A 26,044-nucleotide genomic window follows, 5' to 3' on the forward strand; every position below is an offset into this window, starting at 1 on the left:
ATCACGATTGCAACAATATTGCCTTGAGCCCCTTTCTAAGCTCAATAATTCTGCTACATAAGCCCTTCAAAACTCCAACTCATCACCAACAACAAATGGTAACGGGCCGGAATCAAAGGCCCGGGAAAACCAAGATCAGATCCGCCGCGAATTCTCTTACAGTTACGTAAAAATGCCTGCCCCACCCAACGCCGGCCCGACCTCCCGTTTTGCTTATTCATTACATCGCACGAGATATTCTCACTTTGCGACATGTCTCAAAGTGAGAATATCTCGTCAATCCCAATAGTAATTGGCATGAAAGATCGTCCGGCAGAAAATGTGTCTCATTTTGACACATGCCTCATGACGAGTATCTAGGTATATGCGCGTGAGTTTCCACTGTTGCACACCCGTAATCAAACAATCAATTTAATATAATGTTTTCAAACTATTGGATCTTTCTTCCTCTGTAATCGTCACTGTAAGTACCACATTTAACCATACAAGATGCCGGGTGGCATGAATATGGCTAGTGAGAACGTAAATCACAATTTATTGACTGAACATCTCTCATACAGGGACCTGTTCGAGACTGATGGGGACAATCAAGTGGAAAAAATTGATATTATCGTTATCGGTGGAGGAATCGCCGGCGCTGCAACAGCCCTGGGCATGGTTCGCCGGGGTGGTGGCAAAGTGGTCATGTTTGATGAACAACTTCCAAGCCAGAGACTTTCGAGAGGTAACTTCGGTCTGACATGGTTCATGCCCAAAGGAGCAAACAACCCGACATACGCCCTGTGGAGCAGGATGGCAACCATGCATTGGCCCGAGTTTGCTGCCAAGCTTGAGGAAGAAAGTGGCTATGACGTTGAGCTGGAGTGGAACGGCGGGGCCATGCACGCCATAGGCGAGGAACAGTTTAATGCCTATGGGGAATCTGTGAAGAAAATGACAGACGTCTGTAGGGAAGTAGGACTTGACTACCCCGTCAGGATGCTCGACAGAGACGAGTTCGCAGCCATGGTTCCGGGCATGCGACTCGGCGACGAAGTTTCGGGAGCAATGTATTCAGCCGAGCAGGGGCATGTAAATCCCCTATGCCTCCTTGGCGCAATGCGTTACGCCTTCCAGAAAAGGGGCGGCGTCTACCATGGGGGGACCTCCGTTTCAGCGATAACCCCGAAAGGAAACGGTACCATTGAGCTCACTACCTCCAAAGGAAAGTTCGTAGCTGAAAAACTGGTCGTTGCGGCAGGCCATGGTTCAACCCGCCTGCTGGCCGAACTCGGAGAACAACTACATATCTACCCCCAGCGTGGCCAATTGATAGTCACCGAGCGAGTAAAGAAGGTACTCAATTTCCCTATTCTTGCCGTACGTCAGACCATGGATGGAACGTTCATGATCGGGCTTTCCACGGAAGACACCGCCCATGATGTCCAGGTAACAGTTGAAGCCATGAACAGCCAGGCCAAAGGAGCAATACGGTTGTTTCCGGAACTCGCTGACCTGAACTGGGTACGGGGCTGGGGTGCCATCCGAGTCATGACCCCTGACGGCTCCCCCATCTATGAGCAACTATCGGAGCATCCGAACATCTATGTTCTGGCCGGACATTCAGCGGTTTCCCTGGCACCGGTTATGGAAAAGCAGATCAGTGACTGGATACTCGACAGGGACATAGCGCCCCAAATTTCTCAATTTAGCAACGGAAGGTTCAATGTTTAATCAAGAATCGACAGTAACTGCCAAATTCGAAATAGTTCTTGACGGTGAGACCATCGCAGTGCCGGGTGACATGAGTGTCGCAGCCGCTCTCCTGGCAATAGGGAAAATCACCACGAGAACCTCACCTACTGCGAAAGAACCCCGTTCGCCGCACTGTCTGATGGGAATCTGCTTTGAGTGCTTGATGGAAATAGACGGGGTTCAGCGACAAGCGTGCATGACTGAAGTCCATGAAGGTATGGTCATTAATCGTGGGATCAAAGAAGGTGAGGGAGGGAAGTGATGAGTGATCATTATGATGCTATCGTGATTGGGGCAGGTCCTGCAGGTCTCACAGCAAGCTCCCGCCTGGCTGAAATGGGACTGAAGGTGCTGACCCTCGATGAACAGATCAGGCCAGGAGGGCAGATCTACCGCAACGTGGATAATGCCTCCCCCACAAATCTGGAAAAAATGGGCGAGGAGTACCGAAAAGGTCTCACCCTCACGGAGAGATTCCGAAAAAGCGGTGCTATCTACCTCAATAACAGTTCAGTATGGAACGTGGAACCTCAGGGCAGAGTCTGCTATTCCAGGGATGGTGTATCTGAACGAATCACAGCTAATTACATCATCATCGCAACCGGCGCCATGGAACGGCCGGTGCCGATCCCGGGATGGACACTTCCCGGTGTAATGGGGGCTGGAGCCGTCAACGGTCTTGCCAAGGAAGCTGAGCTATCCCCAGCAGGCAAGGTGGTTCTGGCAGGCAGCGGCCCATTGCTGTTGCTGGAAGCGTCTCTGCTCTTGGAAAAAGGTATTGAGGTCGAAGCAATCCTTGAAACAACGCCCCAAATTCCGACACCGGCAATTTTGAGCGATGTTCCCAAGGCCCTGCTCGGAACAGGTTTTCTGTTCAAGGGATTGAAAATGCTGAGGGATATCAAGAAAACAGGTGTCCCTCATTATAAAGGTATAAAAAAACTGAGAGCCATCGGCAACGAGACTCTTGAAACGGTTGAGGCGGAATGCGGCTCTGAAAAAATATCTTTCCAGGCTGACATGCTCCTGCTTCACTTTGGTGTAATTCCCGAGACACATATTTACAGAATGCTCAAATGCCATATGCAATGGCATGAAAAATACCGGTACTGGCAGCCTGTAACCGACAGCTGGGGACGGACCAACTACGAAAAAATCTTTGCCTCCGGCGATGGTACCGGCGTCGGGGGTGCCCTTGCGGCCGAAATCAAAGGTGAGTTATCTGCCCTTGAAGTAGCTCATTGCCTGGGAATAATTCCGACTTACGAGCGGGACAGCCTGGCTGCATCACACCGGGAATCGCTGTTAAAAGACAGCTATCCCAGACCGCTTATTGACGCATTCTTTGCGTTTAATCCGGCGAACTTCACTTTCGATGATGATACCGTTCTCTGCCGATGCGAAAACGTAACCGTCGGAGATATCAGGACCATCATATCCCAGGGGGTGACCGAACTCAATGAAGTGAAAGCGATCACCAGATGCGGCATGGGGCCCTGCCAGGGACGCATGTGCGGGCCGGTGCTCGGTGAGATCGTGGCCGCCGAACTTGACGCCCGGGTTCCCGAAGCGGGGCTTCTTACCATACGGCCACCGCTCAAGCAGATTCCCCTGGGGGAACTGGCAGCAATGGACATAGTCGCCGATGGAGTTGACCCTGCAAACCTGTTTAAGAACCAGAGTAAATAATTATCAAAGTCAGGAGAATGGAATGAGTGCTATAAAGCGGATCGAGACTTCCGAACGAATGAGCAAAATTGTTATTCATAACCGAACTGTATACCTTTGCGGCCAGGTTGGTCACAGTTCTGACGACCCTGTTTCAATAGGTTGCCAGACCGAAAACATGCTCGCCAGAGTGGACGCCCTGCTAGCGGAAGCCGGCAGCAGCAGGAACTCTATTTTATCAGCTACGATCTACCTCCGCGACATGAAGGATTTTGCCGAGATGAACAAGGTATGGGACCGCTGGACCCCCGAGGGCCATGCCCCGGCAAGGGCCTGTGTCGAGGCCAGAATGGCACGACCCGATCTGTTGGTTGAGATATCCGTTATTGCCGCTCTTGAGGAGTAATCATTCACATTCATACAGGTACTGACAGGTACAGGCATACGTTTCATACAACTAAAAATCAGAACAAAGGGATCAGCAGTATTGTAATATCTGACAATTAACCTTTAAAGCGGAATCGTCGAAGTCGGAGGAGAAGTGTATGGAGAGGTTTTTTAAGTACATTCTGCCACTGCTTATCAGTATCGTCGCGGCAGTGGAATTTTACCAGGTTCTGATGAGATACGTGTTCGAGCTCCCGGTCATGGGGCTTGATGAACTACTCATCTATCCGACCCTGTGGCTGTATCTGCTTGGTAGCGTCAATGCCGCTCGGGAGGACACACAGATTAAGGCCAACGTCCTCGACGTATTTCTGAAAACCGATAAGTCGAAACTTGCGGTCCGGGTCGTGGCCGACATCATGTCGGTTGTCGTCTCCATCTGGCTCACATACTGGGCATGGGATTATTTCGTCTACGCTAAAACAGTGTGGAAAGAGAGCCCGACCCTTTATATCCCCACCTTCTGGGCGGAGTGCTCCCTGTTTATCGGGCTGGTCCTGATGACGTTCTACAGCGGCTGGTACATGCTGACAAACATGCGCAGGCTCGCAACCTTTCCTGCACCGGTAAAGGAGTCTTAAGATGGAAATTGTAACTGCTTCTCTCATCGCCTTGGGCGTTCTGGTCCTGATGCTGACATTTGGCGTAGCGCTGCCGTTTTGTTTCGGTGGTGCGCTGATGACCATGTACTACCTTGCAGATGCCACCATGGAAGGGACCATGGTCTGGGGATACTCTCAGCTTGCAAATCCGGTTCTTCTTTGCATCCCGCTCTTTGTCTTTGCCGGCACGATCATGAGTGAAAGCGGCATTGCCGCCAGCCTACTTAATTTTGTCAATGTGTTTGTCGGCCGCATACGGGGCGGGCTTGGTGTGGTTGCCTCCGTGAGCTGTGCCATCATCGGCGCCATCTCAGGAAGCGGTCTCACCGGTGTTGCCGCCACCGGCCCATTGCTGATTCCAGAAATGGCCGAAAAGGGCTATCCCCGTGGGTACGCAACCGCCCTGGTGGCCAACTCCTCAGTACTCGGTCTCCTCATCCCTCCAAGCGTCACCATGATTATCTACGGCTGGGTGACAGATACTTCCATTCTCGCCTGCTTCCTTGCGACACTTGGCCCCGGTTTGCTGATAACTTTTCTCTTCTCTGTGGTCAACCTTGTCATGGCCCGCAAGTTTCCTCTCCAACTCGATCCCCCCTTATCTAAAAAAGAGATGGTGAAGGAAGCTGTCAGCTGCTCCTCACGGGCAGTTCCGGCCCTTGTTATGCCGCTTATCATCCTGGGTGGAATATATGGCGGCATCATGACCCCCACCGAGGCCGCCGCCGTGGCGGTAATCTATGCAGTCCCGGTTGGGTTTCTGATCTATAAGGGCTTGACATGGCCTACGTTCCTCAAAGCCGCCAAAAGCTCCGCAACTGCGGTGGGTGCCATCATGGTCATGATTATTTTCAGCCTGATGCTCAGTCAGATATTTGTGATGGAGGATGTTCCCCAGGCTCTGGTTGAAGGAATATTCACGGTCACAGAGAACAAAGTGCTGCTACTTATCCTGATAAATTTTCTACTGTTTTTTGTTGGCATGATTGTCAACGACATCACCGCGATAATCCTGATTGCGCCACTTCTCCTTCCTCTCATGGAGGCAATTGGGGTCTCTCCGATCCAGTTTGCGGCGATAATGGGTGTGAATACCGCCATGGGGGGAGTGACTCCACCTTATGCCTCCATCCTATACCTGGGTATCCGTATCGGTAAAGTAGAATTCTCAGAAGTTATTAAGCCAGCGATGCTACTGATTCTCTGCGGTTATGTCCCTGTCGTTTTTCTTACCTCGCTTTGGCCAAACCTGTCTCTCTTTTTCCCGAGAATTTTTGGCTATTAATCATCAACCCCAATTAGGAGTTCGAAATGAAGAAGCGTTCAATTGTTGGTTCATTAATTGTTGCAGCGAGTATGTTACTGGTGACTGGTACCCTTCAGGCCAAAACCTATAAGATCTCACACGTCAGACCCCAGGGGGCAGCAATAGATACTGATTTACGTTGGTTTGCCGACTCCATAGCAGAAGCCTCTGACGGGAAGATAAAAGCCAAGGTTTATCCTGCAAGTGCCCTTGGGGATTATACCATCGTCCAAGAGCGAGTAGGTCTTGGTGCTGTAGACATGGCCTGCCAACCACCCTCCTCAGCAGCTGACAAAAGATTCCAGCTGGTCTATTTCCCATATATGATGAAAAACTGGGAGCAGGCGCGTAAGAACTACTCAGCCGATGCGCCTCTGAGAAAGGTTGTCGCTGAACTCTATGAAAAACAAAACATCCAGCTTCTCGCCGCATGGCCGGTGTACTTTGGCGGCATTGCATTTAATACAGACGTGAAAGACTATGGGAACCCCGAAGCAGCCAAGGGCATCAAACTGCGCGTTCCCCCTATGAAGACATTCCAGCTTCTTGCCGATACAACAGGATACCTCGGCACCCCGATTCCATTTTCCGATGCTTTTACTGCTGTCCAGACCGGTGTGGTTGACGGTGTGATCGGCTCCGGTGCAGAAGGTTATTATTCCTCCTTCAGAGATGTTACCAAAAATTACCTGCCGGCAAACACCCATTTTGAGGTGTGGTACCTGATCATGAGTAAAAAGAAGTACGACAAGCTTTCCCCGGAAGGACAAGAGCAGATCCAGGATATCGCCAATCAGTTTGAGGATCGTCGTTGGGAAGTAGCGGCAAAAGATCAAGAGGCAAATGAGCAGCGTCTTGCTGATTATGGCGCGACAATTCTCCCTATTAGTGAAGAGGAAATTGACGCAATAGCACAAAAAGTCAGAACTGTTGTTTGGCCGCAGATCCAGGAAGATGTCGGCGCAGAGTGGGCTCAGACCGTTCTGAACAGCATAGTTGAATAACTGACCGCCAGGACATCGGTCCGCAATAATTCAAGTTGCGGGCCGATCCGTTTCACGCTTGAGGTTGGCTGAAATCGATTGTTTTCCTGATCCCTGTTCTGACTATTCGGTTGAAAGACTGCCGCTCAATAAAGAACTCAATCTCATCATTACTGGTGATTGACTTTTGAACAGATCAAATCCAACGGTTATTTAATACCCTGATATATTTTTTGATCGAGGCAGGTTGATCAAGAAATATTTTCTGGCAGTGGATGCCATTCCCCCACTATTCACATCTGCTTTACCAGCTAACTCACCCCACCTTGAGAAGACCCCTAAACTGAAACCACTCTGGTCTTTCTGGCTCTTTTTCTCGCTTATCTGAATTAGTAAGGGCTTTTTCGGCAGCCTCAATGAGAAAATCTGCAAAGAAAAATTCGATCGGTACTCTCTGCACTTGACTTATTCGGTCAAGTGACCTAATATCTCAGTCAAGTGACCTTCGACATTCATTTTCGTCAATGTTCACCCTGTCTCCTGGTGTGGTAGCAGCGCTTAGGTACTGACAGACTGTATTTTCCGGATCGCTTATCTCCCTACTCTCTCTCTCTTCAAGCGGTTCGCAGTCGAGGGGGGAAGGCTTCTGGTCTTCCTCCCTCGACTTTTTTCAGGTAACGACAGACACACTGTTCTTCTAAAGAAGATATAAACATTCCAGTATTTTTTCACCTATTCCGGTCGAACTATGAAAAAAACTGAGAGTACCAAGGAACAACTCATCACCAGTGCCGGCGAGCTCTTTGCAGACAATGGGTTTGGCGCCGTAAGCACCAGAATGATCGCTGACAGGGCCGGAGTCAAACTAAGCGGAATTCATTATCATTTTGGCAGCAAGGAAAAGCTCTATATAGAGGCCTGTCTTACTGCCCACCGCCGTTGTCAACTCACGACTTTTGCCGATATTCTTGAAGAAAACCCAGCTCTCGCCTCAACACCGGAAGGCCAGGCAGAAATAGTCAGAAACGCTGTTTTTCGCTGTTTTCACGATCACTTCTATTCCAAGCGCCCCGAATGGGAAGTTAATCTTCTCCTGCGGGAAATGATCACCCCCACCAACGCCATGACCACTCTGGTCGATTTGATTTTCAGACCGGAAGCGGAGAGCGCCGCACTTTTTTACCAGCAGGTAAAGCCAACAGCCAGTTATGAGGAAGCGGCCGCCTGGTTTGATCTCATGTATGGTGAAATATTCTTCTATACCGTTGCCCGAAAAACCATCCAGATGGTTCGCGGTGTCGAAACTCTCAGTACCGAGTTTTACCAGATGGCTGCAGCAAAACTTGCACGAGCCATGATTCTGGAAGCAGATCTCCCGCTTCCGGCAGATTTGACATAGCTATTGCATCGGGTCACTTACTGAAAACACGCTTTCTCTCTTTTTCAATCCTTCAAAGACAGCCAGGATAGCTCCGGGATTGAAGTCTCATCCCTATTTCCCACACAAAAAACCGGCAAGGGTATAGTCCCCCGTGCCGGTTTGCGGTATCAGTTCAACTCTGTGGTCTCGATCCGGTCACTACCGGAAATGGCTGCGGACTCCATCGCCTCGATATCCTCTTCAGACATTATCTTCATCCGCAAAAACTGCTTTTTGGAAAAAAGCGCAAACTCACCATCCGCTGCGGCACAAAGCTCGCCATGCTCGTCATGAATTTCGGCTCGTACCAGGGCCCGCCTCTCGGTTGGCTGCTCCCTGATATAGCCGGTAACTGTCAATTTAGCACCTATTCGCACAGGGCGATGGAAAGATACCGTCATAGTCTTGGTGAGCATAAACCGACGTGTCAGGATAATTACCGTCCACCCCATGGTCTCATCGAGCATGGTGGAGAGTATCCCGCCATGAATGAGATTAGACCAGCCGCGAAAGCGTTTATCCATCGTAAGCCGTGAGCGCAACATGCTCCCGTTCGACTCAAAGCGCATCTGTAAGCCGTGGTTATTACCCGGACCACAGCCAAAACATTCCTCATCTGCAGACTTCAGAAACCTCCATAATGGTTCCGTCTCTTCCGTATGGCTCTCGTACATGCCATCTCCTTTTCTGTGAAAAATTGCGCATATTTGAATGGAAAATATCGTGACTTTCGATATGCAATTAAGGTTGCAGCCGGATGTTGCCGTTTTCTGCAACCCGCATTCTGATCACTCCCTCTTCGGCGGTGGCGAAAGTCCGGATCTTATGACTGAGTAATTGATCAACCAACTCACGGCCAGGTCTGGCACCACTGATTATGACAACCTTCGGCTGAACACGCTCAAGTAGGGTTTGTGAGATTCTATTCTCTTCACCGGCTCCGAACTGCAGAACCATGGAATTCAGATCCTGCCTGGAGCGAAGCATTCTCTCCTCGCCATTTGCTGAAACATCACCAAATAGTAGAAAGCGGAAATCGTTAAACTCCACCAGAAGCGCCAACGCACGGCTGGTGTAGTCTCCCCCCCCCGCAAAGGCCACCGAAGGATGAACCACCTTGATCCGCATATCACCACACTTCCAGGAGTCCCCCCTGGCCAGTACGGAGTACGGCAGATGAAACTGCAGTTCGCTATACTTCCTGTAGCCGTCCTCGGATTCATTCATATCACCATTATCCGAGAGCTCTAAAATTTTCATGGAATCAAACAGAACCTCCAAACCACCATAAAGCTGCTTATGTGGATGGGTGATTACCACAAAATCAAGCGTCTCGATCCCTCTCTCCTTGAGTAGGTGGGCAATCTCATCGCCATATTTTCTGGGGCCGGCATCCACCAGCATTGCGCACTTGCCGGGTTGATGCAGCAGGGTGGCATTACCATCTCCCACATCCGCGAAATAAATATCTACCGGTTTCGCCAAAACAGAAACAGCAGAAAAACCCCAGATCAGGGCTAAAAGCAGACAGCACGCAATTCGAGTCCCCATTAAACTCCCCTCGTGGCCTGAAATTGTATCTCCTTTTTACGGACCTAAAAAATTCTGCGCATGTTCAAATGATATCTGTTGTGCGCACATTGTTCAAATCCAGGCAGCTCTCTTACCCTTGTTTTTCCTGCTTCTCACTTTCTTGGGGCGATACGGCAATCTCTTCCACCCCGGCCGATTCTTGTCGGACGGCGCGGATTATCGGGCCGACGTCGGGGAGGTATTCGTGAAAAACCTTGCCGTAAATACCCCAGATAGTGATGAAAAGCGCAGCTATTATGGGGCCGATTATAATTCCGAGCAAGCCAAACATGGTGATTCCGCCGAGGGTTCCGAAGAGTACGAACAGATCATGCATTTCCGTATCTTTGCCCACCAAGCGTGGTCGCACCAAATTATCAAGGTTACCTGCGACCGCTCCACACAGGATAACCAGAATAATGACACCGGTGAAATTCCCCAACAGCGCCAGAATAATTACCGCAGGTCCCCAGACAATAGCAGTACCGAAAGCAGGGATAATGGAAGTAACAGCCATTACACTTCCCCAGAACACCGCACCCTCAATACCGGCAATGGCAAAGGCCAGGCCGCAGATCGTGCCCTGCATGATCCCGATAATGATCGTGCCCTTGATGGTCGCCCTGGTTACGGAGGTGAAACGCTGCAGCAGGAGCTGCTCGTCTTCATCCTCTAAAGGCAGAAAGTAGAGGATGCGCTCCAGCAACACATCACCCATAGTGAGAAAATAGAACATCACGTAGAGCATTATGATCGCACCGAATAGCGCATTCACGGTGATACCGGCAACTGACTGCAACGATTCAATCAGAAAGCTCGACACCGTACCGACCAACTCCCCGGCTTTCTGGACAAGCACATCCCGATACGGCAGTAACAGCTCATAATATGGAATTTTCTCCAAGAAACGACCGACTGCAGACGGTTCATTAATAAATTCCTGCACCCAGGGCGTGACAGACTGGCCCACATTGATCGCCTGGCCGACAACAACGCCGATAAGGATTGTGAGAGGTATAAGCACCACCAGTACGATGCCGATAACAACCAGGATAGACGCGATATTCTGCCTGCCACCGATCTTGCCGCTCAACCACCTGTGGGTCGGGCTGGCCATGGATGAAAAGAGTGCCGCCATGAATATCGCCATCAAAAAGCCTTGAATCATACTCAGGAATATGGCCGAGATGAGTACCACCAACCCCAGCAACACCGCCTTGTGTACAGCTTCCTTCTTCATTTCTATTCACTCTCCGAAAATCGTTACTGTGGTTATGTCCATAACATTCTATTGCAAATCCGGGAGAGTATTCAGGCTCGTTACATCTCCCGGTTTGACCGGCTGAAAATTACGGCCGGCCAAAACTGCGGCATTCAGTTCCTGATACCTCACATAATCGCTGTATTACAACATAGTACTGCAATTTCGCATAGAACAACATACGCCTTGGCGCCTCAGGTGATTCTCCATTCCGCACGCCTTCCGACTCATCCCCTGCCCAAAAGGCCCGCTTGATGCCGGACCTTTCACGGTCTGCCGCTCTCGGAAATGAGCTATTTTTTCCAGAAGTCAGGCAAAAAGATCACCAGGGCTGAAAACATCTCCAAACGGCCGACCAACATATTCCAGGAGAGAAACCACTTGCTGGCGTTTGACAAAAAGGCATAATTCTCGGTCGGTCCCACCGCACCGAAACCGGGGCCGATATTCATCAGTGATGCAATTACGGCACTCATGGCGCTGAGGTAATCCACCGGGTCAAAGAGAACCACCAGGCAACCTCCACTCAGGACGAGCAGGATATTTACAATAAAATAGCATACCGCCAGGTCGATTACCCCGGCCTCAACCGGCCTGCCATTCAAACGCACCGAGTTGACCGTCATCGGCTGCACATAGATACGCCGCATGGTCGCATACATATATTTGAAGATGAGCGCATAATGAACGATTTTGATACCGCTGGTGGTGGAACCGGCGCAGGCGCCAATGAAGCAAACCACAAAAAGCAGCATAATTGCCGCCTGGGGCCACAACTCATAGTTGGCGGTGGTAAAGCCGGTTGTGGTCAACAGTGAAACTACCTGGAAAGCCCCGAATCTTAAGCAATCTGTAAAGGTAGCGTATGAACCGCTGCCATAGAGCACCAGACTGGTAGCCATAACGAAGAACAGTACAATCACCAAGTACCAGCGAAATTCCGTATTTTTAGCTACCCCGCGAAAATCACCCTTTATGAATTGGTAGAAGAGACCAAAAGTGATACCACCGAGAAACATAAAGACTATGATGACCCAGTCGATATAGGCGCTGTCAAACGCCTGCACGCTGGCATTGCGGGTAGAGTAGCCTGATGTTGAGACTGTTCCGAAGGCGTGGCAGAGGGCATCAAAGAGCGACATGCCGCCAAACTGCAAAAGGACGGTCTGAATAAGATTCAGGGCCAGATAAATAGACCAGAGCCAGAGCATGGTGTCCTTATTTCTGGCTTTGAATTTCTCACCGGTTATCACCTGCCCCGGACTTGACTCCGCCCTGAAGATACGCACCCCACCCATGCCGTGGGGCAAAAAAAGCAAGGTAAGGGTCAAAAAGCCCATCCCCCCGAGCAGATGCGTCTGGCTACGCCAGAACAGTAGCCCGTGCGGCACAGATTCGATATCAGTCAGTATCGTCGCACCGGTCGTAGTATACCCGGACATCATTTCAAAAAATGCATCGGTAAACGATGGAATCGTGCCATGCAAAATAAAAGGCAGTGCAGAAAAGGCTGAAATCATGACCCAGCCGAAAGTGGCCAGGAAAAGTCCATCCTTCATACTGAAATCATAATTTTTGCGATAAACGTGTTTGATCACCAGGCCTAAACTAATTGTGATCAGAGCAGAAATAATCAGAGCATTCAGGTCGTCGCCCCCAAACCAGAGAGAGCAGAGTATCGGCATTATCATGGAAGAGCCGGTGACAACCAGTAAGACTCCGAAAACATTGAGAATTGATCTGTAATTCATAGCTGATACATTCCCCCAGACTACCTCACAGGACTTTTCCTGAAGACGAAGCCGGAATCATAGGGCAGCTGCAACCCTGAAATTCTGCCAAACCCGACAGGACCTAACATACCGGAAAATAGGAACTTACCAGTCTGCCCCTGGCGAATCGACTAAAAAAGTGAGAGCAACCGGCCTCAATGGCGGCCGGTCCTCTCGTATCTTTTAACATAACGTTCTGAAGATCAATAGGATTTCATCCATATTGAATCAGTTTTCCAAGGAAGGCTAGGAGGAAGAGTCAACTATATCTTGCTGCATCATTTCGATAACGCGGACAGGATCGTCAGCTTTGGTGATAGGGCGGCCGACCACGACGTAATTGGCGCCATTCTTGATTGCCATTCCAGCGGTAACCACACGTTTCTGGTCATCACCGGAATCGGTTACATTGGCACCGGGACGAATGCCCGGGGTGACAATGAGAAGTTTCTCACCCAGCTCTTTACGCATTCTCTCTGCTTCCATGCCAGATGAAACCACACCGTCACAGCCCAGTTCGAGGGCACGTTTGGCACGGTAATAGACCAAATCCTCAACAGACTGGGTCATGCCCATGGCACGCATATCCTCTTCGCCAAAGCTGGTCAGCACAGTAACTGCCAAAAGCTGCATATCACCTCTGGCTTCCATGGCAGCCCTGATGATGGGGTCATTACCATGGATGGTTGCAAAGGTTACACCCCTGCTGTTCACCTGCTCCACTGCCAGCTTGACAGTTTCGGGAATATCAAAAAATTTCAGGTCAAGCATGACTTTATGACCTCTGTCCACGATCCAGTCCACGGTGTTGAACCAATCCGACATAAAGAGCTGTAGCCCAACTTTGAAAAAGCCTGCATGCGACTCGCACCGTTTGACCATTTCCTTGGCCTTCTCCGGATTATCAACATCCAGAGCGACAATTATCCGATCCTTTAACGGGATTTGCTGTTCACTCATCTTGTACTCGAAGGGTAATATTTTAACAGGTGGCAGACCCGCAGTAACATGCAGGGTTTATTATGCACCACCAGTTGGTGAAAATCCACGCTGTATTTACTCCCATTGGGACTGTTCTGCAAGTAGTGAGAAAATCCGGGAACACTGCTGCGGACTCGGGGTCTCACCACTTTCAGGCAACAGTTTCACAATTTTCTCAAGCTCGACGCCCCGCTCAGCATCGGCGACCGAAGCGACAACAGACGTTCCCTGTGCTCTTAACCTGAGCCATTTTCCCCTGTCCGTGCTTTTGCTTATGCAGGCAGAGGCAATATCAGACATCCACTGCTCCAGATCCCTGGTTTCCAACGCCTCCTCAGCTGAGGCTCTTTCCCGCTCCTCATCCAGGGACATCGCTTCAGGCATTGCCCGCTTCTGCAATGATTTTGTCTGGGGCTGGACAGCGTCTGACGATACCTTTGGAACAGGTGCTCTCTCCACCGCAGACTGCTCCATAACTGGGGCGGAAGGAGCAAAATCCTGCTGATTGATCTCCCTCGGCACTTCGCGGATATTGAGGAAGACAACAACACTTGCCGCAATGGCAAACGCCGAACCAAGCCAGGTCAGATTGCGAACAGTTGAGGCAGAGCGTGACGTACCGCCGCTTCGTTCCACAGAGGCAATACTGAAACTGATTGCCACCAGGGCATTATAACATTTTTTACACTCGGCAAAATGCGCCATCGCCTGCTTTTTTTCTTCGGGAGAGCTGGTTCCCATGGCTATCGAAGCCAGTTGCTCATTGGTAAGGCATGCTCCGCTGTCAGGCGCTTCCTGCTGGTCTTTTTCTTCAGCAGCGAGCGCCAGTTGTGCCGTCAGCGCATCCTTTTTTTGATGTGTATCTATACGCTCGTTTTTCTTATTCTGCTCGTTCGCTGTCATGACTGAAATCACTTATTGTGTCGAACAATTGCCCGCTTCGACCTTTTTATGTTTGCCCCACCATTGAGGCATAAAAAAACACCTACGTGGCTCCTGCCAATAACCCCGGTTCCTGTTACCGTAACTGGCCGAGGATCTCTTCGGCAAGGCCGGCCCGATCAAAATCATCCCGCAATCGGCTGAGCAGCCGCCGCAATCGACCGTGCGCCTGGTGGCGGTTAAGACCGAGTAATTGACCTGCCTGGGTAACGTTCATTCCATCCTGATAACAAAGTTTCAGCAGCAGTTTTTCTTCAGGGTTGAGCTCTATCTGCAGAGAACAGAGCCGGTTCAAATCCCCCTCAACAACCTCTTCGGCAACATCGGTCATGATGGTGAAGAGCATCCGAAACATCTCTTCACGCTGTTGTCGCTCCAGTGTCTCTCTTGGTGGCGGGATTCTGCCATTATCATTTTGCTTGTTATCACCATCAGCATCAGCCTGCTCAAGCTCAACCTCGAGCCCCTGGTGAGCACCGCAATCAACAACCTGCTGCCTGATTATCCAGGCAGCCTCTTCGATATCAACTCCGGGGTTTATTTCTCTGCTGTACCGGCTCTGCTGATCCATTGCGGCCACCGATTCGGCTATATCAAGACGCTCAAGACAGAGCAGTCGATACAGTTTCAACCAGAAACCACCAAGGTTTCGTATCCAGAGCGGAGCTCGTTTTCTGCCAAAGCGGCTCCGGGCAAAATCTTCGAGCAGTCGATAGCACACCGTTGCTATAAACGCTGAGAGATCAGCTTTCCCAGCATATTTCTTTAATCTGCTGCAATCGTCGGCGAGTAGCTTATCGACTACAAAGAGAGCCGCCTCCTCAGCGGTGGTCCCTTTACCAAAACGCCGCACGGCCAATACATCTATCAATTTCCAATGCGCCGTAATCTGTTTATTCCAGTCAATCACCAAGCTCCGCCATCCACATGCAGGTTTTCTTCAAACATTCTCACCGTCCCGGCCTTACGCCCGCAATTTTACACCGAATGACCGGATAATACAGAGATTTGTAGAGCTATCCATTTATTTTCTCAAAATATTTCTATTCAGACTGTTTTTTCCGACACATCTGTTCCTGTTTTCCGTCACCTCTGGAAATGCCTTTGTTAAAAGAAATCTTATTGGCCATACAACCGTCAAAATCAACCGTATTAAGGGAGGAGGTTATGCAAAACGTTGAACAATCAGCACCCGGCAAAAACTATCAACCAGGGAGAGTAAACAGGTTGGCCGTTATCGCATCATGCCTTGTTTTGTCGATCACAATCGGCTGTCACCGCTCAGCCATCGAAAACGACGAAGAGAAGAGACAAAGCTTGACCCAAACAGATGAAACCAGCCAAATTGAACCGGCCCTGCCACCACCAATTTCACCGCCTCAAACACTCAATGATGTAGTAATTGAGACAAAAGGCACATTTGAGGCCAAAAGGCTTCATGAGTCTGAGCAGAGAGCTTTCGTCAATGCCGGGGCCGCCCCATACGGACATGACAGTTATCACCTTCCAGCTCCGGTGATAAATAATGAATCGTATAACGCACAAAAAGAGAATGGATTCATTGCCACCTCGAACGATCAACTCTCGACATTTGCAATTGATGTCGACACAGCCAGCTACGCCAATATCCGTCGTTTTCTAAATAGTGGTCAACTTCCACCCGTTGGCGCCGTACGGATAGAGGAGATGATTAACTATTTCGATTATTCACTCTCCCCTCCCCAGGCAGAACCCTTTGCGATCCATGCCGAGCTTGGCAAAGCTCCATGGAACGAAAGCCATAATCTGCTGAAAATATCCTTAAAAGCCAAAGAGCTCGATGACAAAGAGCTGGCCCCATCGAATCTTGTTTTTCTGATAGACGTCTCCGGTTCCATGTCTCAGCCAAACAAGCTGCCACTGCTGCAGAAATCGTTATATATGCTGGTCGATCAACTTTCCGCCAAAGACCGGGTAACGATTGTAACCTATGCAGGATCTGACAGTATCGTACTGCAGCCGACTGCCGGTGATAAAAAAGAACACATCCGGGAGGCAATCAACAGCCTGGCATCGGGCGGATCAACCCACGCCTCTTCAGGAATCCATACAGCGTACCGACTTGCCGAACAGGCATACATGCCCGGCGGCAACAACCGGGTTATCCTCGCCTCGGATGGTGATTTTAACGTCGGCGTTACCAGCAGGGATGAACTTCAGGAGCTGATCCGAAACAAAAAAGAGAGCAACATCTATCTCACCGTGCTTGGTTTCGGCATGGGAAATTACGCTGACGACACCATGGAACTTCTGGCCGACAGCGGCAACGGCAACTATGCATATATCGATTCTATTCTGGAGGCAAAAAAAGTTCTGGTCAAAGAACGTGCTTCCACCCTTTTCACCTTAGCCAGAGACGTAAAACTGCAGATAGAATTTAACCCTGAGATTGTTGGGGCCTACAGATTGCTCGGCTATGAAAACAGGTTGCTGGCCGATGAAGATTTCAATGACGACAGCAAGGACGCCGGGGAGATCGGGTTAGGGCATACGGTAACCGCCCTGTATGAGCTTATCCCGGCCGGGAACGCGGATCTGCCAGATGTCGACCCACTGAAATATAGCCTGACCTCCACCAGCACCGCGCCCAACCAGGTCGATAAAGGTGGCGGTTACAATAGCGAAGCCGCTACCATCAAACTCCGCTACATCCTGCCTGGCAGCCCAGGTTCGGTAAAAAAAGAACTGGTCGTTAAAAATCATCCCAAAGAGCTTGCTGCAACCTCGGATGACTTTCGCTTCTCAGCCTCAGTTGCCGGGTTTGGCATGCTGTTGAAAAACTCAGAATATATCGGCAGCACAAACTATCAGCAACTACTGCTGCTCGCAAAAGGCTCCCGTGGCCCAGATGAAGAAGGATACCGGGCGGAATTTATCCGCCTGCTCGAAATGGCCAGCCTTATCAACCCGCCACCTGACATCCTGGTTGAGTAAGTAAAAAAACTTCCAGCCGCAATGTACCGGCGGCTGGAAGACTTTTCGCCTCTTTTATTTAGCTGCAAATTGTCACAGCGTTATACGCCCCAAAAAGCCCTTTACTAATTCCTTTTACGCCTATATCCTTCTAGAAAAGCGACATTTTTCATTCAGAGAAACAATCTCTTTACTGCTTTTTTCCCTGTAATTCACAGCTAAGATTACACCGGCCAAAGCCGGGAGGAGCGCTTATGACAGTAAAAATTTTCATAAGACGTAAAGTGGCTGCCAACAACATTCTTGAACTCACTGTACTACTAAAAAAATTACGGGCTCTCACGCTGAGCCAGCCCGGTTATATTTACGGCGAGACCTTGCGACGCCTGGATCAGGATAATGAGTGTCTGGTCATCAGCACCTGGCGCTCCCTGGAAGACTGGGATAACTGGTTTCAGAACGATGAGCGGGTGGCTATTCAGCAGCAAATCGACGAACTCCTCGGTGAAACTACCGAATACGCCATCTATGAGGTGTGAGCTACCGTTAGAGGGGCGGGCGAATATACCCCACACGAAACCCTGCCCCAGCACCTTTATTTTATTGATTTCATTTCTTTCAAGCAGAAATGTTTCAAACCCATGTAAGCTGTCAGGCTCCTGACAGAAATCAGCTCCCACCTCTGTGTTACATCAGTAAATCTGATTAATCCAATTATTCTAATGCATTTGTCCGGCCCCTATGCATGGTGTACATTGACCTCCTGCGGTTTATTTTTTATACCAGTCAACCCTTCAACAGGAGGAGGTGTACGCTGATGATAATTGAAGGTGTCAAGCTGATGTTTGTGGGCATGACTACGGTCGTGTTGTTTCTGCTCTTCATGATCCTGCTGATCCAACTGGTGTCCCGTCTGACCCGTGAGGCCACCGCCAGAGAGCTTGCAGCAATCAAACTGGAGAGGGAGCTTCTGGCACGAAGCAAAAAAGAAAAGGCGGCCTCAAGTGATGCTGATGAAGACATCGCCGTAATCGCTGCCGCTGTGGCGGCGTTCGAGGCAGAGAAGTTTGCATGCAGTTGAGCTCGACTCCTGAAACTCACTGACCGGCAAGGTCAAAATTTTCAGGAAATGTTGTAAGAGATAAAACCTAAAGCGAGGAGAGTAACGTGGGCAAGAAAGTAATCAAATTCATGGATACATCCTTCAGGGATGGATTCCAATCTGTTTTCGGCGCAAGAGTTCTCACAGACGATTTTCTTCCGGCAGTAAAAGCTTCCGTTGAAGCTGGTATCGACAACATCGAAGCTGGCGGCGGTGCCAGATTTCAAAGCCTGTTCTTCTACTGTGGTGAGTCCGCATTCGACATGATGGACCGTTTCCGTGCGGAAGTCGGCCCGGACGTAGCTCTCCAGACTCTCGCCCGCGGCATCAACGTCGTCGCGCTCAGCCAGTGTCCACGTGATATCATCGATCTGCATGCCAAGATGTTCAAGAAGCACGGTATCACCACCATCCGTAACTTCGACGCCTTGAATGATATGCGCAACCTGGAGTATTCCGGCGAGCGTATTGACCACCACGGGCTCAATCACCAGATCGTTATCTCCATGATGGAACTGCCTCCAGGCTGTTCCGGTGCGCATGATCCCGAGTTTTACATCGATCGCCTCAAGCAGATTCTCGCTGCCGGTATCCCATTCCACTCCATCTGCTTCAAGGATGCCTCCGGAACATGCAACCCGAATAAAGTTTATGAAACTGTAAAAGCTGCCCGTAAGATTGTTTCCGAAGACACCACCCTCTGGTTCCACACCCATGATACAGCAGGTATTGGCCTGAGCCAGAACATGGCGGCCATCCAAGGTGGTATCGACGGTATCGATCTTGCCAAGACCCCGGTTTCCGGTGGTACCTGTCAGCCCGACATCCTCTCCATGATGCATATCCTGAAGGGCACCGACTACACCCTCGATATGGATTACAAGAAGATACTGGTTGCTGTGGAAGCCTTCGAGGAAGCAATGAAGGATTACTTCTTCCCGCCGGAAGCAAAGATGATCCACCCCAACGTTACCCTGTCACCAATGCCTGGTGGGGCACTTACCGCCAACACCATGATGATGCGTGACACCGGCACCCTGCATCTCTATGCCGATGTTATCAAAGAGATGAGTGAAGTTGTGGCCCGTGGTGGTTTCGGTACCTCCGTTACTCCTGTTTCCCAGTTCTACTTCCAGCAGGCGTATCTCAACGTTACCCAGGGCAAGTGGAAGAAGATCAACCCAAGCTACGGCAACATGGTACTCGGCTACTTTGGCCGCACCCCTGTCCCTGCAGATCCGGAGATCGTCAAACTTGCCTCCGAGCAGCTTGGAAAGCCGGTCTTCACAGAAGATCCTCTCGATATCCTCGAAGATGGCATCCCCAAAGCAACCAAGATCCTGGAAGAGAACAACCTGCCGGTCAATGATGAAAACATCTTCATCATCGCCAGCTGTGAGTCCAAGGGTCTCGACTTCCTGCTTGGCAATGCCAAGGTCAATGTGCGTAAGATCAGCGACGAGAAGCCTGAGGAGAAAAAACCTGCCAAAGCAGCCGCAGCTCCTGCCGCTGCACCGATGGGACCGCGCAACTACACCATTACTGTCAACAACCGTCCATACAACGTGAGCGTCAGCGAGGCCGGTGGCGTTCAGGCCGTTCCTGCCGCAGCAGCCGCTGCCCCGGCACCTGCAGCAGAGGGTGAGGATGTCGATGCTCCGACCCCGGGCAATGTCCTGAAGGTCCTGGTAGCAGTGGGTGATAGCGTCAAGAAAGACCAGCCTATCGTGGTTATGGAAGCGATGAAGATGGAGTCTGACGTTAAAGCTCCTGCAGATGGCAAAATTACCGCCCTGCACGTAGCTGTTGGCGACACCGTTCAGACCGGCGAACCGCTGGTGACCATCGCTTAAGAGACACTTCCGGTAATAACAGAATCCCGGCTCTGGTCGGGATTCGATACTCTGTCGTCTATGATTTGGATAGCAATATGAAAATACGATTGCTCATACTCTCTGTACTATTGGCCGCCCTCGCATTTGCCGGCAGTGCCTTAGCCACAGACAGGACGGTGGATATAGTGTCTCCAGCTGATGCCAAAGTTGTCCGGATTTTTTTTGAACCCGGAGACTATATCTACAGCGGTGACAAGATAGCCACCCTCAAAAGGGAAGATGGAAATGTTATCAAGTTGCGGGCCGGCCTTGCCGGGCAACTTGAGACACTGACCATCAAGGAATACGATAAAATTCATACAGGGGATGTAATCGGCACCTTTCAGCCTTCCGCAGTCGTTGCCGACATGCCAGGCAGTACATTGACCACTGAGCTTCCATCAATCTCCGAGCTCGCCGTAAATCTCTATAAAACCACCGGTCTCTATGGGATCATCGATGGCCAGCAGAACAAAGACTGGACGGTAGGCATCGGCCGGGTATTGATGATTTGTGTCGGCCTGCTGCTGCTCTACCTTGGTATCTTCCGACAGTTTGAACCGCTGCTGTTGATACCTATCGGATTTGGTGCTATTCTTTCCAACATTCCAATGGCCGGCATTGCCGAACCTGGCGGAATCCTGTTCTATATCTATGAAGTCGGTATCATGACAGGTATCTTCCCCCTGATCATCTTCATGGGTGTGGGCGCACTTACCGATTTCGGCCCAATGATCGCCAATCCCAAGACAATTCTGCTCGGTGGTGCCGCCCAGTTCGGTATTTTCACTACTCTGCTTGGCGCATTGATGCTCACTGACATGGTATCGGGAATCAATTTCTCACTGCGTGATGCTGCCGCTATCGGTATTATCGGCGGTGCAGACGGCCCGACGGCAATCTTCCTCTCCAGTCAGCTCTCTCCACGATTGCTTGGTTCCATCGCAATCGCAGCCTACTCCTATATGGCGCTGGTACCGATTATTCAGCCGCCGATCATGAAGTTGCTGACCAGCAAGGAAGAGCGCGAAATTAAGATGGTTCAGCTCAGGCACGTCTCGAAGATCGAAAAGATCATTCTGCCGTTGCTGGTGCTTGGTATCTGTGCGGTTCTCTTGCCATCAGCCGCACCGCTGATCGGTATGTTCATGCTGGGCAACCTGGCTAAGGAGTGTGGCGTTATCGACCGCCTCTCCGATACCATCAAGAACTCGCTGATGTATACCGTCACCATCTTTCTTGGTCTTGGTGTGGGCTCCAAACTTTCTGCGGACAAGTTCCTCAACATCGAGACCCTCGGTATTCTCGCTCTCGGTATGATTGCTTTCGCGATCGGCACCGCCACTGGCGTGCTTATCGCCAAGATGATGAACAAGATGTCCAAGACCCCGATCAATCCACTGATCGGTGCCGCAGGTGTTTCCGCTGTGCCAATGGCTGCCCGTGTTGTCAACAAGGTCGGCCTGGAGGCAAATCCACAGAATCACCTGATCATGCATGCCATGGGTGCCAACGTCTCCGGCGTTATCGGCTCCGCAGTGGCAGCAGGCGTTTTGCTGGCTCTCCTCTAACTGTTTAAACAACAACATCCAGCAAACAAAGGGGGCTGCCTTTTATCAAGGTCAGCCCCCTTTTGATATTTTAGTACCAGCCCAATCGTTAGGTGCATTCAAGAGAATTCATCAAATTCCCCTCAATTAAAAGGCTGAATATTGCTCAAAACATAGCACTATGCAAAGCCTTTGCTTCACCGGCAAGTCAAACTATTGTTACCTTGTAGCGCTTGTATAGCTGCTGTCTCTCCTTAATATTTCAAGCAGGATGCTCTCAACATCACAGGACAAAGCCCAACCTGTTCCAGGACAGACACGGACTGAAGCTGAAGTTTAATTGAGATAACCGGACTGCCTGAAGAGAGGTCATCCGGTTTTTTTCTATTACTTCAAACCGACATGCACCAGGGCACTAAAAGTGCTTAATCGCTAATAATCTGCGATACCTCGTCAGTACAATATGTGAGATCCGAATGTTTACCTGCAATTATGCGTGCAACAGCAATAGCAACCCGATCCTCGGATAGAAATCCAGGGTGAGCGCGAAAATGGGTGGGAACTGAGTGTCATAGCCTAACAAAACGAGGAACTCCTGATGGATGAACAACAAATCCGACAAGCCTTACAGGCAGTTATACATCCAAAGTTGAAAAAGAGTCTCATCGATATCGGCATGATTCGAAATATCTCAATACACGATGATGTTGTCACTCTCAACCTGGCACTCAAAAGCAAACGATCCCCTTTAAAAAATGTATTCATACGCCAAATTGAAAAGGCGCTGGTAGGTTTACCGGGAATTTCCGCTGTGCAGGTAGACGTCATAGCCTTATGTCATGAAGAGTTTCATCAATTGTTCCCCAGGGCTCCGTTAAAGGGTGTTGAAAAAGTAAAACAATTTCTGGCTGTAGCAAGCGGCAAGGGAGGTGTCGGCAAAACTACGATCGCCGTTAATGTGGCTTTGGCTCTTGCGCAGCAGGGATATCTTGTAGGGCTTCTTGATGCTGATGTGTATGGCCCAAGTCTTCCTGTGATGATGGGGATTTCTGAAGCATTAGAGATGAAAGACAACATGATCATCCCCAAAGAAAAGCATGGCTTGAGGGTAATGTCGCTGGGAATGACCACTGGCCGGAACGAAGCGTTTATCTGGCGGGGACCACTTGTCTCCAAAATGATTCATCAGTTGCTGGACCAGGTAGCCTGGGGTGAACTCGATTACCTGGTTATTGACCTTCCACCTGGAACCGGTGACCCATCAATTGCCATTGCCAATGCTCTTCCCCACTGTTCAATCTTAATGGTAACGACTCCCCAGGAAGTGGCCTTGGCAGATGTCCGGCGGGCTATTGAGCTCTTTCGTAAAACAGGGCAACCTTTTGTTGGGCTGGTTGAAAATATGTCCTATTTTCTTTGTGAACACTCAGCAAAACCGATTGAGATATTTGGCCATGGGGGCGGAGAACAACTCAGCAAAGAGACAGGATTCCCCTTGCTGGGCACCCTGCCCATTGACCTTGAACTTCAACAGAGCGGTGACTCTGGCATTCCATTGCTGGTATCATCCGAAGGCTCTGCATCTGTTGATGTTTTTCAGAAAATAGCAAAGAGAATAGCCGATCAGACACAATGACTACCTACTCCCCTCAACCAAGCAAGATGACGGGCAGATTGGATGTATATCCGGGTGGTAAAGGCAAGGTGCATACCCCGTGATCCATCCTCCCCCACATCTACGACAACTGAATGGAGGAAAGTACAATGACTCAACTGGAATGTGCAGGAAAGAACGTCACCATTGATAACGATGGATTTCTAACGAACATTGATGACTGGAATGAGGACGTGGCCAGAGTACTCGCCAAACGTGAGGGGGTAGATGAACTGGATGATCATCAGATAGAAATTATCAAATTTATGCGGGAGTATTACAAGAAGTTTCAGGCATTTCCTATATTAAATTATGTTTGCAAGAATGTGCATCAGCCCAAAAACTGCGTCAGCGAAGCGTTTGTCAACCCGATCAAAGCCTGGAAAATTGCCGGACTTCCACAAGCCTCACATATCAATTTTGAAACCGTTGATGGGGAACATTATGTATTGGATATCTGATAATCAGACGGAAGATTGATAGCCATGAACTTGTGGAGAAGCGGCTGAAGGATCAGGTGCAGCCAACAGCGCCCTTCATTTTTCAGGAAAATATCAGAGACCCGGTTCGTGGCCGACAGGGGTTTTATGATTTACGGCAAATGACGAGTTTGCTCTTGCCAGACGGGCTGTGAGACAAGGTGACGTCATTGAAGATGTTTCGGAATGGGGTTAAACCTTGTTCTAAAAACTCCCGTGCATCGGTTGGACCCATCATCAGCATACGTATATAAAACATAATTTTTACGAGATAATTTTGTGGAACCTCATGTTCCATAACCAGTACCTGCCCCCTGGGCGTTACTACTCGCTTCATCTCTTGAAGTGCAGCTGTTCTCGCCTGACCTTTCAATTCGTATAGCGCATGGGAGCAACAAACAATATCAAAACAGTCTTCACCGAAGGGCAGACATGCAGCATCGCCATGAACTAGAAGTATTTTATGAGCAGTATCCTTTAGTGCGGCTTTATGCAACATACCGGTAGAAAAATCACAACCAACCGTCAGGGCGTCTACATATTTATCAGCAAAAGCGAGAGCGACTGAACCAGTGCCGCAACAGACATCAAGCACTCGGACCTGTTTTGTCCTCACTGGCTGGGCTGAATCAACAAGAAAATTACGAGTCTCGTTTCTGTAGTGACCAGAATGCAGTGTTATGAAAAAATCATAACAATACGAAAAAACGTTATAAAATTTCTGTCGACTTCTGCGTAGTGTTGACATGACTGGAATACCAGTTCGAAAAGGAGGTTATTGGTCCCCCCTGGAATCAAGCCATTATCTTGAGAGTTGGGAAGACCTCTTAATTTTAAGCTATTCCCCTAACCCCTTGCTGCGATTCATGGTTTTGACATCATGCCAGTAAACCGCTCCCTGAGCCCCACGAGATCCAGCACTTCCCCCTGGCCGACATTTACCATGTCGACAAAGTCCCATAAATTGAACGAGCTGCACTCAGCACCCTGGATTACTGGCCACACAGGAGGTGAGGCATGAAACGATCCATCTGCTTTTCGCATATGACGCCGGTCACTTGAAAAGCTGCGGGTATATTCTGCAGCCTTGATGACCCTGAAGAGGGGCGCTTGCGCTATTCTGTCGCCAAACGGGAAGCTGGCGGTAAGATATTCCTGCAATCCACAGCCAAAATCAAGCGTTGAATCAGGATCGAATACAAACCATTCACCACTATCCTCCGCGATGAGGATTACATGGTAATCCCAACACATAAAATGCGTACCGTCACAGATTCGCTGGGCCTCGAAATGCACAATCCTCTGGAAATTTGAGATGAAAACAGCATGCGGGTCATAACCGGCAAACTCTTGTCGCTGGGCCAGGTGCCAGATGTTCTCTTCACAATAGCAGGGAGCATGCCGGATTGACTCTTTATTTATCTTAATACTCATGCACCCTCAATAAGGAGGTTCCAGGCAGGCTCTTTGGTGGCCACCCTACTCTTCCGGCAAGACATTGAACTGCCAGCTACCCACACCACAATATCACTTGCCCCCGCATCCTCACAGATGTACCTTTTTAACTAATTATCAGTAACAAAAACAGCGGCAGCCCCACAGTGATGCATATTTGACTCACGAGATACCGCCTACAGCAAGAGCCTTCACCAACCTGGAGAGTATCAATAGTACAAAGATATAATAACTTTTATTCTTATTTTTGGTTAAGATTCTCTCTTCCGTGACAACAACATGTTTCATAT

General features: G+C 49.7%; 24 protein-coding genes. 15 read left to right on the forward strand and 9 right to left on the reverse strand.

From position 1 onward, the window contains the following. The first annotated feature begins 507 nt into the window (after positions 1-507). The 8 genes from FCL45_RS02640 to FCL45_RS02675 all read left to right on the forward strand — a co-directional run bounded on the left by FCL45_RS02640 (position 508) and on the right by FCL45_RS02675 (position 8,139). Positions 508-1,713 carry an NAD(P)/FAD-dependent oxidoreductase gene (locus FCL45_RS02640; protein ID WP_167495683.1) on the forward strand — a complete coding sequence of 402 codons (1,206 nt, stop codon included), beginning with the start codon at positions 508-510 and terminating at the stop codon, positions 1,711-1,713. Continuing rightward, positions 1,706-1,996 carry a (2Fe-2S)-binding protein gene (locus tag FCL45_RS02645; protein ID WP_136796181.1) on the forward strand — a complete coding sequence of 97 codons (291 nt, stop codon included), beginning with the start codon at positions 1,706-1,708 and terminating at the stop codon, positions 1,994-1,996. Before FCL45_RS02640 ends, FCL45_RS02645 begins: the two co-directional genes overlap by 8 nt. Beyond that, complete coding sequence (locus FCL45_RS02650; protein WP_136796180.1) at positions 1,996-3,423, forward strand: NAD(P)/FAD-dependent oxidoreductase; 1,428 nt, start codon at positions 1,996-1,998, stop codon at positions 3,421-3,423. The genes FCL45_RS02645 and FCL45_RS02650 overlap by 1 nt, the downstream gene beginning before the upstream one ends. Positions 3,424-3,445: 22 nt before the next feature. Further along, on the forward strand, positions 3,446-3,808 hold the full coding sequence (locus FCL45_RS02655; protein ID WP_136796179.1) for a RidA family protein: 363 nt from the start codon (positions 3,446-3,448) through the stop codon (positions 3,806-3,808). A gap of 139 nt (positions 3,809-3,947) precedes the next feature. Next, positions 3,948-4,430, forward strand: a complete 483-nt coding sequence (locus FCL45_RS02660) for a TRAP transporter small permease (RefSeq protein WP_136796178.1) — start codon at positions 3,948-3,950, stop codon at positions 4,428-4,430. A gap of 1 nt (position 4,431) precedes the next feature. Further along, complete coding sequence (locus FCL45_RS02665; protein WP_217907650.1) at positions 4,432-5,736, forward strand: TRAP transporter large permease; 1,305 nt, start codon at positions 4,432-4,434, stop codon at positions 5,734-5,736. Positions 5,737-5,762: 26 nt separating this feature from the next. Continuing rightward, positions 5,763-6,761 (forward strand): TRAP transporter substrate-binding protein DctP, encoded by a 999-nt coding sequence (dctP, locus tag FCL45_RS02670; RefSeq protein WP_136796177.1) that lies wholly within the window; start codon positions 5,763-5,765, stop codon positions 6,759-6,761. 727 nt (positions 6,762-7,488) lie between these two features. After that, complete coding sequence (locus FCL45_RS02675) at positions 7,489-8,139, forward strand: TetR/AcrR family transcriptional regulator (protein WP_136796176.1); 651 nt, start codon at positions 7,489-7,491, stop codon at positions 8,137-8,139. A 149-nt stretch (positions 8,140-8,288) separates the two neighbouring features. Here the strand turns inward: FCL45_RS02675 and FCL45_RS02680 are convergent, their stop codons facing one another. From FCL45_RS02680 to FCL45_RS02710, 7 genes are all read right to left on the reverse strand, one after another. Beyond that, positions 8,289-8,834: a PaaI family thioesterase gene (locus FCL45_RS02680; protein ID WP_136796175.1), complete on the reverse strand. Its 546-nt coding sequence runs from the start codon at positions 8,832-8,834 to the stop codon at positions 8,289-8,291. Between the two features lie 67 nt (positions 8,835-8,901). Next, positions 8,902-9,711, reverse strand: a complete 810-nt coding sequence (locus tag FCL45_RS02685; RefSeq protein WP_136796174.1) for a ComEC/Rec2 family competence protein — start codon at positions 9,709-9,711, stop codon at positions 8,902-8,904. Positions 9,712-9,823: 112 nt separating this feature from the next. Further along, complete coding sequence (locus FCL45_RS02690) at positions 9,824-10,972, reverse strand: AI-2E family transporter (RefSeq protein WP_136796173.1); 1,149 nt, start codon at positions 10,970-10,972, stop codon at positions 9,824-9,826. Positions 10,973-11,286: 314 nt separating this feature from the next. Then, the gene (locus FCL45_RS02695; RefSeq protein WP_136796172.1) at positions 11,287-12,744 is read right to left on the reverse strand and encodes a TrkH family potassium uptake protein; all 1,458 of its coding nucleotides are present in this window, start codon (positions 12,742-12,744) and stop codon (positions 11,287-11,289) included. Between the two features lie 267 nt (positions 12,745-13,011). After that, positions 13,012-13,725 carry an orotidine-5'-phosphate decarboxylase gene (gene pyrF, locus FCL45_RS02700; RefSeq protein WP_136796171.1) on the reverse strand — a complete coding sequence of 238 codons (714 nt, stop codon included), beginning with the start codon at positions 13,723-13,725 and terminating at the stop codon, positions 13,012-13,014. A 96-nt stretch (positions 13,726-13,821) separates the two neighbouring features. Then, positions 13,822-14,649 carry a hypothetical protein gene (locus FCL45_RS02705; RefSeq protein WP_136796170.1) on the reverse strand — a complete coding sequence of 276 codons (828 nt, stop codon included), beginning with the start codon at positions 14,647-14,649 and terminating at the stop codon, positions 13,822-13,824. A 115-nt stretch (positions 14,650-14,764) separates the two neighbouring features. Beyond that, a complete protein-coding gene (locus tag FCL45_RS02710) occupies positions 14,765-15,598 on the reverse strand; it encodes a hypothetical protein (RefSeq protein WP_136796169.1) in 834 nt (277 codons plus the stop codon). A 257-nt stretch (positions 15,599-15,855) separates the two neighbouring features. On the opposite strand from FCL45_RS02710, the gene FCL45_RS02715 reads away from it, so the two are divergent. From FCL45_RS02715 to FCL45_RS02745, 7 genes are all read left to right on the forward strand, one after another. Beyond that, positions 15,856-17,661, forward strand: coding sequence for a vWA domain-containing protein (locus FCL45_RS02715; protein WP_136796168.1), 1,806 nt, complete (start codon positions 15,856-15,858; stop codon positions 17,659-17,661). A gap of 233 nt (positions 17,662-17,894) precedes the next feature. Continuing rightward, positions 17,895-18,179, forward strand: a complete 285-nt coding sequence (locus FCL45_RS02720) for an antibiotic biosynthesis monooxygenase family protein (RefSeq protein ID WP_136796167.1) — start codon at positions 17,895-17,897, stop codon at positions 18,177-18,179. Positions 18,180-18,457: 278 nt separating this feature from the next. After that, positions 18,458-18,721: an OadG family transporter subunit gene (locus tag FCL45_RS02725; protein WP_167495682.1), complete on the forward strand. Its 264-nt coding sequence runs from the start codon at positions 18,458-18,460 to the stop codon at positions 18,719-18,721. A gap of 86 nt (positions 18,722-18,807) precedes the next feature. After that, positions 18,808-20,595 carry a biotin/lipoyl-containing protein gene (locus FCL45_RS02730; protein ID WP_136796165.1) on the forward strand — a complete coding sequence of 596 codons (1,788 nt, stop codon included), beginning with the start codon at positions 18,808-18,810 and terminating at the stop codon, positions 20,593-20,595. Positions 20,596-20,984: 389 nt separating this feature from the next. Further along, positions 20,985-22,187 (forward strand): sodium ion-translocating decarboxylase subunit beta, encoded by a 1,203-nt coding sequence (locus FCL45_RS02735; protein WP_419174451.1) that lies wholly within the window; start codon positions 20,985-20,987, stop codon positions 22,185-22,187. A 577-nt stretch (positions 22,188-22,764) separates the two neighbouring features. After that, entirely contained in the window at positions 22,765-23,802 is a 1,038-nt protein-coding gene (locus tag FCL45_RS02740) for an Mrp/NBP35 family ATP-binding protein (RefSeq protein WP_217907651.1), read from the forward strand. Positions 23,803-23,930: 128 nt separating this feature from the next. Further along, positions 23,931-24,281: a TusE/DsrC/DsvC family sulfur relay protein gene (locus FCL45_RS02745; RefSeq protein WP_136796162.1), complete on the forward strand. Its 351-nt coding sequence runs from the start codon at positions 23,931-23,933 to the stop codon at positions 24,279-24,281. 124 nt (positions 24,282-24,405) lie between these two features. Here FCL45_RS02745 and FCL45_RS02750 read toward each other — a convergent pair whose 3' ends face one another. Both FCL45_RS02750 and FCL45_RS02755 read right to left on the reverse strand, forming a co-directional pair. After that, entirely contained in the window at positions 24,406-25,047 is a 642-nt protein-coding gene (locus FCL45_RS02750) for a class I SAM-dependent methyltransferase (RefSeq protein WP_136796161.1), read from the reverse strand. 116 nt (positions 25,048-25,163) lie between these two features. Next, positions 25,164-25,733, reverse strand: coding sequence for a protein N-terminal glutamine amidohydrolase (locus FCL45_RS02755; RefSeq protein WP_136796160.1), 570 nt, complete (start codon positions 25,731-25,733; stop codon positions 25,164-25,166). Positions 25,734-26,044 lie beyond the last annotated feature (311 nt).

The organism is Desulfosediminicola ganghwensis, from assembly GCF_005116675.2.
GTDB classification, from domain to species: Bacteria; Desulfobacterota; Desulfobulbia; order Desulfobulbales; family Desulfocapsaceae; genus Desulfopila; species Desulfopila ganghwensis.

Coding starts and splice junctions, on each gene's coding strand:
- FCL45_RS02640 (WP_167495683.1), top strand. CDS start 508: ATGGCTAGTGAGAACGTAAATCACAATTTATTGACTGAACATCTCTCA.
- FCL45_RS02645 (WP_136796181.1), top strand. CDS start 1,706: ATGTTTAATCAAGAATCGACAGTAACTGCCAAATTCGAAATAGTTCTT.
- FCL45_RS02650 (WP_136796180.1), top strand. CDS start 1,996: ATGAGTGATCATTATGATGCTATCGTGATTGGGGCAGGTCCTGCAGGT.
- FCL45_RS02655 (WP_136796179.1), top strand. CDS start 3,446: ATGAGTGCTATAAAGCGGATCGAGACTTCCGAACGAATGAGCAAAATT.
- FCL45_RS02660 (WP_136796178.1), top strand. CDS start 3,948: ATGGAGAGGTTTTTTAAGTACATTCTGCCACTGCTTATCAGTATCGTC.
- FCL45_RS02665 (WP_217907650.1), top strand. CDS start 4,432: ATGGAAATTGTAACTGCTTCTCTCATCGCCTTGGGCGTTCTGGTCCTG.
- dctP (WP_136796177.1), top strand. CDS start 5,763: ATGAAGAAGCGTTCAATTGTTGGTTCATTAATTGTTGCAGCGAGTATG.
- FCL45_RS02675 (WP_136796176.1), top strand. CDS start 7,489: ATGAAAAAAACTGAGAGTACCAAGGAACAACTCATCACCAGTGCCGGC.
- FCL45_RS02680 (WP_136796175.1), bottom strand. CDS start 8,834: ATGTACGAGAGCCATACGGAAGAGACGGAACCATTATGGAGGTTTCTG.
- FCL45_RS02685 (WP_136796174.1), bottom strand. CDS start 9,711: ATGGGGACTCGAATTGCGTGCTGTCTGCTTTTAGCCCTGATCTGGGGT.
- FCL45_RS02690 (WP_136796173.1), bottom strand. CDS start 10,972: ATGAAGAAGGAAGCTGTACACAAGGCGGTGTTGCTGGGGTTGGTGGTA.
- FCL45_RS02695 (WP_136796172.1), bottom strand. CDS start 12,744: ATGAATTACAGATCAATTCTCAATGTTTTCGGAGTCTTACTGGTTGTC.
- pyrF (WP_136796171.1), bottom strand. CDS start 13,725: ATGAGTGAACAGCAAATCCCGTTAAAGGATCGGATAATTGTCGCTCTG.
- FCL45_RS02705 (WP_136796170.1), bottom strand. CDS start 14,649: ATGACAGCGAACGAGCAGAATAAGAAAAACGAGCGTATAGATACACAT.
- FCL45_RS02715 (WP_136796168.1), top strand. CDS start 15,856: ATGCAAAACGTTGAACAATCAGCACCCGGCAAAAACTATCAACCAGGG.
- FCL45_RS02720 (WP_136796167.1), top strand. CDS start 17,895: ATGACAGTAAAAATTTTCATAAGACGTAAAGTGGCTGCCAACAACATT.
- FCL45_RS02725 (WP_167495682.1), top strand. CDS start 18,458: ATGATAATTGAAGGTGTCAAGCTGATGTTTGTGGGCATGACTACGGTC.
- FCL45_RS02735 (WP_419174451.1), top strand. CDS start 20,985: ATGCCAGGCAGTACATTGACCACTGAGCTTCCATCAATCTCCGAGCTC.
- FCL45_RS02740 (WP_217907651.1), top strand. CDS start 22,765: ATGGATGAACAACAAATCCGACAAGCCTTACAGGCAGTTATACATCCA.
- FCL45_RS02745 (WP_136796162.1), top strand. CDS start 23,931: ATGACTCAACTGGAATGTGCAGGAAAGAACGTCACCATTGATAACGAT.
- FCL45_RS02750 (WP_136796161.1), bottom strand. CDS start 25,047: ATGTCAACACTACGCAGAAGTCGACAGAAATTTTATAACGTTTTTTCG.
- FCL45_RS02755 (WP_136796160.1), bottom strand. CDS start 25,733: ATGAGTATTAAGATAAATAAAGAGTCAATCCGGCATGCTCCCTGCTAT.